Here is an 8,885-nt window from a genome sequence, read left to right as displayed (position 1 = left end):
CTGCTCGGCGCCGCGGCCGCGGGGGACGCCGTCGACGACGCCGCGGTGGACGACGACGATGACGAACCGCCGCCGTCCTTCTTCGTGGAGCCGTACAGGTCCGAGTACCAGCCGCCTCCCTTGAGGTGGAAGCTGGAGCGGCTGACCTGCTTGCTCAGCGTCCCCTGGGCGCCGCACGCGGTGCACGCGGGAGGCGTCGGGTCGGACATCTTCTGCAGGACGTCGATGGTCTTTCCACAGGCCGAGCAGCCGTACTCGTAGATGGGCATGGGGTGGGTACCTCGTGTCGATGAGTCAGTGCGAAGGGGATTGGGCCTGGGCGGAGAGCTGCTTGCGCAGGCCCTCCGTCAGGTTCAGACGTTCAAAGGCTCGGCTGACCAGCTCCGCGGGCGCGCCGTGCTTGCGCCCCACGACGTTGGCCAGCGAGTGCAGATCGGTGGCGTCCGGCAGGGACTCCTTCGCCAGCCGCTCCAGCTCCTTGCGGAGCGCGTCGGCGAAGCGCTTCTGGATGCCCAGGTCCACCAGGTACTTGTCCCGGCCGAGCAGGTCCAGCCGGTGGGTGAGGTGGCCCGTCGCCAGCACCTCGTTGCGGAAGCGCTCGCGCAGGGCCTCCACCTCTTCTTCCAGCTTGAGCGCGTGGGTGAGCCGCTGCAGCTCGCTGGGAGACAGGCCCAGCGCCCAGCCCACGCGGCCGGTGGCGCCGCGCTGCGAGGCGTAGGCCGTCTGGATGTTGTGGCGCTCGCGGGCCTCCAGCGTCTCCATGATGCCGTGCTGACGCAGCACGTTCTCCATGTCCACCTGGGTCAGCTCGCCGCGCGGGCCGTTGTAGCGGTGCTCCAGCGTGCGCAGCAGCGAGTAGCGGTGCTCCGTGGCCTCGATGGCGGCCTCCAGCGTCTCCTTGCCCTCCGCGCGCGTCAGTTCGAAGAACGACAGTCGCTGGGCCTCCACGCGGGTGAAGCGGCCGCGGGGACGGGGCAGCTCGCGCTTGAGGAAGCGCGGGGCCTCCTCTTCCTCCGGAGCTTGCGGAGCCTGCGGCGCCGGCGTGGCCTGTGCGCCGGTGTCGGCGTCCTCCGCGTCGGTGGTGCGCTTCTTCGGCGCGATGCGCTCCTGGACGGCGGCGGCCTCCGCCTTGGCGCTCTTGCGGCGGCCCGTCTTCGCGTCCGTCTCCTCGGGGGCCGGGGAGGGCGTCGCGAACACGGGCGTGGTGGGAGCGGGCGCGGGGGGCGGCGTCTTCTCCTCGCGCACCTGGGCCAGCTCCTGGACCACGTCGTAGTAGCCGCACTCCTGGCGCTGGGCCGCGAGCGACGGCGTCACGCCGCGCAGGATGTCCACCACCGCGAAGGGTCCCAGGGGGGACGTCTCCGGTTCACCATCCGTGAGGGCGCGGACCCGGAAGTCCTCCTCCTCGGTGAGGAGCGCGAGCGCCTCGCGGACCTGCTGTGCGGGGGCTGGAGCCTTCGCGCGTCGGCAGAAGTCCGACACCGCCACCGCCACCGGGGTGGGTACGTCATCGGGCTGCCGTCTTCTCTGCCAGGGACTGATCATGGAAAGGTTCGGAAAATTGCTCGTTTACGAGGGCGGATGCCTCTATCTTCGCGGCCAGACAGGTGTCAATGAGCCAGTCCGGCCTCAATGTAAACAGCCCAGGCGCGGCGCAAGCCGAAGACGCCGAAGTCCGTGGTAGTCAGCGGGGGAGCGGGCGCTCGCTGAGGCCGGTTGGCGAAATTGTCTTGCGGGAGCAGGCATTCCCACCTCAACACATGGGGTGCTCCAGAGATTGCAGATGACGACCCATCACCACAGCCACTCCCATTCCGAGAAAGACAAGGACGAGGTGCTGGCCCGCTACATGGCCCAGCACGGCCTGAAGAGCACGCGCCAGCGCAGCCTCATCATCGACACGTTCTTCGAGGTGGGCGGCCACCTGTCCGTGGAGGAGCTGTGGAACAAGGTGCGCGAGCAGGACACCAAGGTGTCCGTGGCCACCGTCTACCGGACCATGAAGCTGCTCAACGAGTGCGGCCTCGCGCACGCGCGCAACTTCGGTGACGGGCAGACGCGCTACGAGGCGGCGGCGGGGCGGGAGCACCACGACCACCTCATCTGCACGAGCTGCGGCACCATCGTGGAGTTCGAGAACGACCGCATCGAGACGCTCCAGGACGCGGTGGCGCGCAAGCACGGCTTCACGGTGACGTCGCACAAGATGGAGCTGTACGGCCTGTGTCGGGAGTGCCAGCTCCGGGGTGGCCCCCTGGAGCCGGAGGCCTGAGCGCGTGAGTCCGGTGCGACGACGCGCCCTCGCGTGCGCGGTGGCGCTGGGCGTGCTGGGGCTGACGGGCCTGGGGGCTGGCTGTCACCGCAACAGCCCGGTGGACGCCGGGCCCGCGTTCTACCGGGCGCTGTGGCTGCCGTCGGTGGGGCCCACGCGCTACGACCCGCGGCAGCTCCCGGGCAAGGTGGTGCTGGTGTCCTTCATGGCCACCTGGTGCTTCCCGTGCCTGGCGGACCTGCCCACGCTCAAGCAGCTCCAGGAGACGTACGGCCCCCGGGGCTTCCAGGTCGTCGCGGTGGGGATGGACATCGACGAGGGCCGGGTGCTGGGGCCGTTCGCGGACCACTACGCCTTTCCGTACCCGGTGCTGCTGTCGGACGAGCGGATGCGCGCCGGCGGGAGCGCCTTCGGCCGCATCCGGGCGCTGCCCAGCACGGTGCTGCTGGACAAGCACGGCCGCGCGGTGGCCGCGTGGCAGGGGATTGAAGGCCAGTCGGACGTGGCGAAGGCCATCGAGAAGCTGCTGAAGGCGGACTGAGCTCCGCCCCTGCTGGGGAGTGCTACAGGGCTGGAGCGGAATTCTTGCGGGCAGGGGGGCCGCTGGTACCTTCGCCGGCGCTCATGACGTCCCGGCGAAAGCTCCTGATGGTGGCGGCGGTGGTGGCGGTGGCCCTGAGCCTCGCTTCGGTGGCGGACGCCAGGGGCTTCCGTCGTTACCTGCGCCTGCGGCAGGACGTGGAGGCGCTCGACGAGCGCAACCGCTCGCTGGCCGCGCAGAACGACGCGCTTCGCAAGGAGATCGCGGCGCTGCGCAAGGACCCGGCGGCGCTGGAGCAGTCGGTGCGTGAGGAGCTCGGCTACGTCAAGCCGGGCGAAATCGTCTTCCATCTGGAGTCGCCATGACCTCGCTGTCCGTGGTGCCCTCTCCGGCGAAGCTCGTGCGCGCCTTCTTCCGCGCCATCCCCGCGGCGGTGGCGCTGGCCACCTTCGTGCACCTGGCGCAGGGCGGCTTCCGGGGCCTGCACACGCTGGGCTGGACGGAGGCGGCGCTCGTGATGGGGCTGCTCGTCGGCATCGGCATGGCGGCGTGGCGCCGGGCGATGCGCTCCTCGGTGGGCGCGGTCATCGACCTGCGCGACGACCTGGAATTGGGCGGCGGGCTCATCTCCGCGGCCTTCATCGTGGTGGCCATTGGCGGCGGGGAGCTGTTCCCCATCGTGTATCTCTTGATGGCGTTCCTGGTGGCGTTCCTGCCGCGCAACGCGGGCATGACGCTGCTGGGCGTGGCGCTGGTGTACGACGGCCTGGTGACGCTGGGCGGGCCGGTGGTGAACGTCACGGGTTTCCTGACGCACACGCTGTTCCTGGCGCTGTTCGCGGGGCTGTACCACCTGGTGCTGTCCGCGCGGATGGCGGTGGCGAAGCGGGCGGAGTCGGACGCGGTGCAGAAGCGCATCCGCGAGGTGGAGGAGCGCGCGCGCACGTTCCGGCTGGTGTCCTCCGGCACGCAGGACAGCTTCAGCGGGATGAACTCCGACGAGAAGTGGCTGGTCGCGTCGGTGAAGGAGATTGAAGGCGCGGTGCACGCGGCGCTGGAGATTGCCGAGACGGGCCTGCGCACGGACACCTGCGCGGCGTTCCTGCTCACGTCGGACGACCGGAGCCTGAAGCTGTACGACTGCCGCTCCGCGTCGGAGCGGGTGCAGCGGGAGAAGTTCAACGCGGGCGAGGGCATCATCGGCGGGGTGCTGAAGCGCCGCGCGCCGGTGCGGATGAACTCGCCGCAGGGGCTCAAGGGCGTCACGTACTACGAGGGCGGCGGCCCCACGGTGCAGGCGCTGCTGGCGGTGCCCATCCTGGAGGGCAGCGGGCTGGTGCGCGGCGTGCTGGTGGCGGACAAGCTCAAGAACGAGCCGTTCACGGACCAGGACGAGAAGATGCTCACCACCATCGCCGGAGAGGTGCTGCGCTCCATCGAGGTGGAGCGGGTGATGAGCTACATCCGCAAGACGCGCGACGAAAAGGACCGGTTCTTCCGGGCCATCGAGGAGCTGAACCGCGCGGGCAGCCCGGACCAGGTGTTCGTGGCGGTGCTGGAGGCGACGCGGCAGCTGGCGGGGCTGGACTTCTGCGCGGTGACGCTGGTGTCGGAGCAGGAGGGCAAGCGGGTGCACCGCGTGATGCGGATGACGGGCGTCACGGCGCAGGGCAAGGCGCTGGAGGGGCGCACGTTCCAGGACAACAACGGCCTGGTGGCGAACGTGGTGCGCTACGGGGCGCCGCTGCCGGGGCGGGACATCAAGGCGATGGACCGCCAGGTCATCTTCGACGAGGAGACGCAGGTGCGCGGCCTGGGCGCGCTGAAGATCTTCCCGCTGGTGGCGGGGGACCGCATCCTGGGCACGCTGGTGGCGGGGTCGCGCAAGAAGACGGCGTTCGAGCAGGACGTGCTGCGGATGATCGAAGTCATCGCCATCCAGGCGGCGCAGGCGGTGTTGCGCGCGCAGCTCTACGAGCAGATGGAGCGGATGGCGACGACGGACGGCCTCACGGGGCTGCTGAACCACCGCACGTTCCAGTCGCGCGCGGACGACATCCTGGCGCAGGCGCGGCGGTACAACCGCAAGTGCTCCATCATGTTGACGGACGTGGACCACTTCAAGAGCGTGAACGACACGTACGGGCACCCGACGGGCGACCAGGTGCTCAAGGGCGTGGCGCGCATCATCAAGACGCTGGCGCGGGACACGGACGTCGTCGCGCGCTACGGCGGCGAGGAGTTCGTGATGGTGATGCCGGAGACGGACGTGCAGGGCGCGAAGATCATCGCGGAGCGCATCCGCGAGGCGGTGATGGCGGAGGTGTTCCAGACGGAGATGGGCCCGCTGCGCATCACGATGTCGCTGGGCATCGCGACGTTCCCGGACAACGCCATGGAGAAGCAGCAGATGATCGACCTGGCGGACCAGTGCCTGTACCACTCCAAGCGCAACGGCCGGAACCAGTCCGTGACGGTGGCGCAGATGCAGGGTGGCCGGAAGCTCCAGGCGGTCGCGGAGTAGGGCGGCTCAGTCCAGGTCCGCGAGCTGGCCTTGCGCGAGCTCGCGGTAGTACGGCACGACCTCCACGGCGAGCAGGTCGCGCAGTTGCTGCCTCGCGCCGTCCAGGTCGCCCTGGTCGCGCAGGCGGTACATGCGGTGGAGGGCATCGCTCATGCGCCGGGAGCCCTCTGTGACGCGTTGGCGCATCTGGTGGAGGAGGGCGAGCGCGGCCTCCGGGGTGCGCAGGCCGGCTTCTACCTCCGCGGGGGGCATGGCCACGGAAGGGCCTGCGCGTCGCAGGAGCGTGCGCAAGGCGTCATCCAGGACGACCGTTCCCGCCTGCTGGGCGCGCGTGTCGAGGACACGGAGTTGATGCCAGTCGCCTTCGAGGTCTTCGACCATGGCGTCATTTCCTGGTGGGAGCACAGGCCTTGAAGGGCCATTCATGCTGCCCCTCGCAATACCGCAGGCAATCGTAGCAGCGCCCCTTCCAACCCTGGTTCTTGCAATCGACGTAGCTGCGGATGCACGCCTGCTGCCATTCGGGAAGGTGGGCGTTGTTGGCGAAGTCGTCTTCAGTCAGCCGTGAGGCTTCGTAGGCCGTTTTCAGGACCGTGAGAGCGGCAACGGCCTCGGTCTCCGAAGCGCCGCAGCTGTCGACGGGGCTCAGGGGATGCGTCTTGATGCAGCAGCTCATGGTGGAGTCCGCCGGCGTGCAGGTCGCGAGCGGTGCGGCAGCGCAGCCTCCAGCGAAGGCCGCTCCCGCGAGCACGGCGATCCAGACCCGAAAGTTCATGAAGCGCATGGTATGGGACCTTGATCGAGATGACTCCGCTTCCCCTCGCCGTCACCACCAGCACGAAGACGGACGTGGCCACGGTGCGTGAGGCGCGGGCCGTGGCGCAGCGGTGGAGCCTGCCGTTCCTACCGCGCCGCTCCAGTGAGGGCATCGCGCCCTGGCTGGGCACGAAGGTGGAGGCGCTGCTCGTCGTGGGCGGCGATGGCGTGACGCTGTGGGAGCCGCAGGGTTCGTTCGGCTTCCACGCGGGCATGGCGCACCTGCGGCGCATGCGCCTCCGGCAGGGACAGCGCGATGACGCGTTCCTCAAGGTCGCCGAAGTCGTCCCCGGCGACGCAGTGCTCGACTGCACCCTGGGCCTGGCGCAGGACGCGCTGGTGGCGTCCCTCGCCGTGGGCCCTGGAGGCCGGGTGGTGGGCCTGGAGAAGAGCCTGCCCCTTTGCATCGTCGCGGCGGAGGGGCTCCAGCGCTACGACCGCGGCGCGGACTCCTGCGCCATCGAAGTCATCCACGCGGACGCGCACACGTACCTGAAGACGCTGCCCGCGAAGTCCTTCGACGTCGTCTTCTTCGACCCGATGTTCGCCAAGCCCAAGAAGGCCCAGCCCGCCTTCGACGTCCTGCGCCGCTTCGCGGAGCACGCCCCCCTCACGCCCGAAGCGGTGGAGGAGGGGAGGCGCGTCGCCCGCCGGTGGGTCGTCGTGAAGGGCGCCCGCCACACCGACGACCTGCGCAAGCTGGGCATCGAACCGGCGCCCACGTCGCGCTTCAGCGACGTCATCTGGGGCCGGCTTCCCGCGGCGCCCTGAGCTACTCCTTCTCCAACGACCCCTTCGGCGGACCCTCGCTGCCCATCGGGGACAGCTTGCTCGACAGCGCTCCCGCCTGCTCGTGCGCCATCAAGTCTCGTGGCGAGCGGTAGTACTGCATCGGCGAGTGGTGCAGGAAGTTCGACACGCGGCTCGTGTAGAGACACGCGTACTGCTCCACCTGGTAGCCGAAGCGGCTGTTCTCGTTGCCCTCCTTGAACAGCAGGCCCCAGTACGGGTTGAAGCCCTCCTCGACGTCGCGCTCCAACGTGTCCGCGATGCCGTTGGTCTCCTTCAACGACCGGCGCAGCTTCTCCAGCTCCGCCTTCGTCTTCTTGCGCAGTTCCTCCACCTCCTGCCGCTCCGCCGCGGGAAGCTCCTCGCGCTCCAGCCTGCGCTCCAGGGTGTTCAACACCGTCTTGCGGTGGTTCACCTCGTCATCCAGCCGCGCGCGCGTCAGCTCCACCTCGGACAGCGTGACGATCTCCTCGCGCCTCGCGTCCGTGTACGTGATCTCGTCCTCAATCTCCTGGACGATCATGCACGTGCGCCACAGCGACGACTTCTTCGACTTCAGGATGTCGCCGTAGATGTGGTCGCCCACGTAGAGGACGTGCTCGCCCCGGTAGCCGGTGAACTCCTCGAACTGGGCCAGGTTGCCGCCGGAGTACACCGTGCCGCGCTCCAGCGACTTCGCCTCCCCCACGACCTTGCCGGCCTCCGTGGACGAGTCCAGCTCCAGGAACGGCCGTTTCTCCGTGAAGAACGCCGGCTTGCCCGCCGCCGTCACCGTGAAGTCGAAGTAGTTGCGCCAGCTGGGGTACTCCGGCAGCTGCCCGTCCAGGAGGTAGCGCATCACCGCGTTCGTGTAGTCCCACGCGGAGTTCGTCAGCAGGAACAGCCGCTTCCCGCCCGAGCGCAGCTTGTGCAACGCCGGCCCCAGCTCCGGATCCAGGAACACGTAGCGCGCCAGGTCCTTGCGGATCTCCCGCTTGAGCGAGTTGTCCCGGTGCACCGTGTCGATGGCTTCCCGGATGTCGTCGTAGAGCTTGCCGTAGTTCACGGTGTGCCCCAGCGACTCCATCAGCTCGATGATGCCCGAGTACAGGCACGTCTCCGGAAGCGCGAAGAGCGTGTCGTTCCACGCGAACTGCGGGTTGCGCAGCCGCACGCGCTTGTTGCGGTACAGCTCCTTCCACGCGTCGCGCTTGAGCGGCCGCAGGCCGTGGTACGCGCGCCCCACGTGACCGAAGCGGTCCATCTTCAGGACGTTGCCGTTCACCCGGTCCACCGCCAGCCCGCGCATCACGAAGTGGTGGTCGTAGATCAGGCCGCCCACGAACGGCGGGTAGCCGTACTCGCTGATCAGCTTCGCGAGCGTCATGTCGAACGACAGCTGCTCCAGCCGGCGCATGTGGTAGATGGCCAGCGTGTAGTCCATGTCGAAGCCGATGAGCTCGACGTGGTCCATGCGCAGGTTGCGGTTGACGAACACGTCCCGCGAATGCGGCACCTGGGCAATGGGCTCGCGCGGGGTGGTGAGCAGCCGGCCGAGCACGTCGTCGGTGAGCAGGTCCCTCGCGCGGCGGGCCGCGTCCTCGGCGTGCTCGCGGCGGATGGAGGAACGGAAGCTCCCGTGCAGCGGATCCACGAAGGGTCCGCCCGGGATGGGATGGTAAGGGGAGAGGTAGGGCGCCACGGGACCCCAAGACATAACACGCGCCGCTCGCCCTTCGCCCGCGTCCTTGCCGGCTTCGCACGGGGCTGGCACGCTTCCGTCCAACGATGCGCACCCCACGTCCATCCCCGGCCTCCGCCGAGGACCTCCACGCGCGCCTGGCCGCTCGCATCACCGCGCTGGAGGACCGGGTGCGCCGGCTGGAGGCCCGGCTGGCCCTGGAGGCTCGCAAGCCCGCCCCCCGTCCGCACCCGCGCCCGCGTCTCCGCCGCCACCGTCCGCT

10 protein-coding genes are annotated in these 8,885 nt (G+C 69.4%); 5 read left to right on the top strand and 5 right to left on the bottom strand.

The window, feature by feature from the left end; genetic code table 11:
* A partial coding sequence (locus tag ACLEQD_RS30660) for an FmdB family zinc ribbon protein (RefSeq protein ID WP_410388970.1) occupies nt 1-269 on the bottom strand: 269 nt, incomplete at its 3' end.
* 25 nt (nt 270-294) lie between these two features.
* Nucleotides 295-1,545: a hypothetical protein gene (locus tag ACLEQD_RS30655; protein WP_410388968.1), complete on the bottom strand. Its 1,251-nt coding sequence runs from the start codon at nt 1,543-1,545 to the stop codon at nt 295-297.
* A 238-nt stretch (nt 1,546-1,783) separates the two neighbouring features.
* On the opposite strand from ACLEQD_RS30655, the gene ACLEQD_RS30650 reads away from it, so the two are divergent.
* The 4 genes from ACLEQD_RS30650 to ACLEQD_RS30635 all read left to right on the top strand — a co-directional run bounded on the left by ACLEQD_RS30650 (nt 1,784) and on the right by ACLEQD_RS30635 (nt 5,337).
* Entirely contained in the window at nt 1,784-2,272 is a 489-nt protein-coding gene (locus ACLEQD_RS30650) for a Fur family transcriptional regulator (RefSeq protein ID WP_171421077.1), read from the top strand.
* A 4-nt stretch (nt 2,273-2,276) separates the two neighbouring features.
* A complete protein-coding gene (locus ACLEQD_RS30645) occupies nt 2,277-2,813 on the top strand; it encodes a TlpA family protein disulfide reductase (protein WP_410388967.1) in 537 nt (178 codons plus the stop codon).
* Nucleotides 2,814-2,896: 83 nt separating this feature from the next.
* Nucleotides 2,897-3,178, top strand: coding sequence for an FtsB family cell division protein (locus ACLEQD_RS30640; protein WP_410388965.1), 282 nt, complete (start codon nt 2,897-2,899; stop codon nt 3,176-3,178).
* Complete coding sequence (locus ACLEQD_RS30635; protein ID WP_171432939.1) at nt 3,175-5,337, top strand: diguanylate cyclase; 2,163 nt, start codon at nt 3,175-3,177, stop codon at nt 5,335-5,337. Before ACLEQD_RS30640 ends, ACLEQD_RS30635 begins: the two co-directional genes overlap by 4 nt.
* Before the next feature lie 6 nt (nt 5,338-5,343).
* Here ACLEQD_RS30635 and ACLEQD_RS30630 read toward each other — a convergent pair whose 3' ends face one another.
* Together ACLEQD_RS30630 and ACLEQD_RS30625 are read right to left on the bottom strand one after the other, a co-directional pair.
* The gene (locus ACLEQD_RS30630) at nt 5,344-5,718 is read right to left on the bottom strand and encodes a DUSAM domain-containing protein (RefSeq protein WP_410388963.1); all 375 of its coding nucleotides are present in this window, start codon (nt 5,716-5,718) and stop codon (nt 5,344-5,346) included.
* A gap of 4 nt (nt 5,719-5,722) precedes the next feature.
* A complete protein-coding gene (locus ACLEQD_RS30625) occupies nt 5,723-6,121 on the bottom strand; it encodes a hypothetical protein (RefSeq protein WP_410388961.1) in 399 nt (132 codons plus the stop codon).
* A 20-nt stretch (nt 6,122-6,141) separates the two neighbouring features.
* Between ACLEQD_RS30625 and ACLEQD_RS30620 the strand changes: the two genes are divergently transcribed.
* Nucleotides 6,142-6,924 (top strand): class I SAM-dependent methyltransferase, encoded by a 783-nt coding sequence (locus ACLEQD_RS30620; RefSeq protein WP_410388959.1) that lies wholly within the window; start codon nt 6,142-6,144, stop codon nt 6,922-6,924.
* Nucleotide 6,925: 1 nt separating this feature from the next.
* Here the strand turns inward: ACLEQD_RS30620 and ACLEQD_RS30615 are convergent, their stop codons facing one another.
* Nucleotides 6,926-8,638, bottom strand: a complete 1,713-nt coding sequence (locus ACLEQD_RS30615; protein WP_410388957.1) for an HAD-IG family 5'-nucleotidase — start codon at nt 8,636-8,638, stop codon at nt 6,926-6,928.
* Between the last annotated feature and the right edge of the window lie 247 nt (nt 8,639-8,885).

It is taken from the genome of Corallococcus sp. 4LFB, assembly GCF_046520365.1.
GTDB classification, from domain to species: Bacteria; Myxococcota; Myxococcia; order Myxococcales; family Myxococcaceae; genus Corallococcus; species Corallococcus caeni.
This window is presented reverse-complemented; position numbering and strand designations above follow the sequence as displayed.

What these genes read in the sequence shown, in the direction of transcription:
- ACLEQD_RS30615 (WP_410388957.1), bottom strand. Translation starts at nt 8,638, where the DNA reads ATGTCTTGGGGTCCCGTGGCGCCCTACCTCTCCCCTTACCATCCCATC.
- ACLEQD_RS30635 (WP_171432939.1), top strand. Translation starts at nt 3,175, where the DNA reads ATGACCTCGCTGTCCGTGGTGCCCTCTCCGGCGAAGCTCGTGCGCGCC.
- ACLEQD_RS30620 (WP_410388959.1), top strand. Translation starts at nt 6,142, where the DNA reads ATGACTCCGCTTCCCCTCGCCGTCACCACCAGCACGAAGACGGACGTG.
- ACLEQD_RS30630 (WP_410388963.1), bottom strand. Translation starts at nt 5,718, where the DNA reads ATGGTCGAAGACCTCGAAGGCGACTGGCATCAACTCCGTGTCCTCGAC.
- ACLEQD_RS30650 (WP_171421077.1), top strand. Translation starts at nt 1,784, where the DNA reads ATGACGACCCATCACCACAGCCACTCCCATTCCGAGAAAGACAAGGAC.
- ACLEQD_RS30625 (WP_410388961.1), bottom strand. Translation starts at nt 6,121, where the DNA reads ATGCGCTTCATGAACTTTCGGGTCTGGATCGCCGTGCTCGCGGGAGCG.
- ACLEQD_RS30655 (WP_410388968.1), bottom strand. Translation starts at nt 1,545, where the DNA reads ATGATCAGTCCCTGGCAGAGAAGACGGCAGCCCGATGACGTACCCACC.
- ACLEQD_RS30640 (WP_410388965.1), top strand. Translation starts at nt 2,897, where the DNA reads ATGACGTCCCGGCGAAAGCTCCTGATGGTGGCGGCGGTGGTGGCGGTG.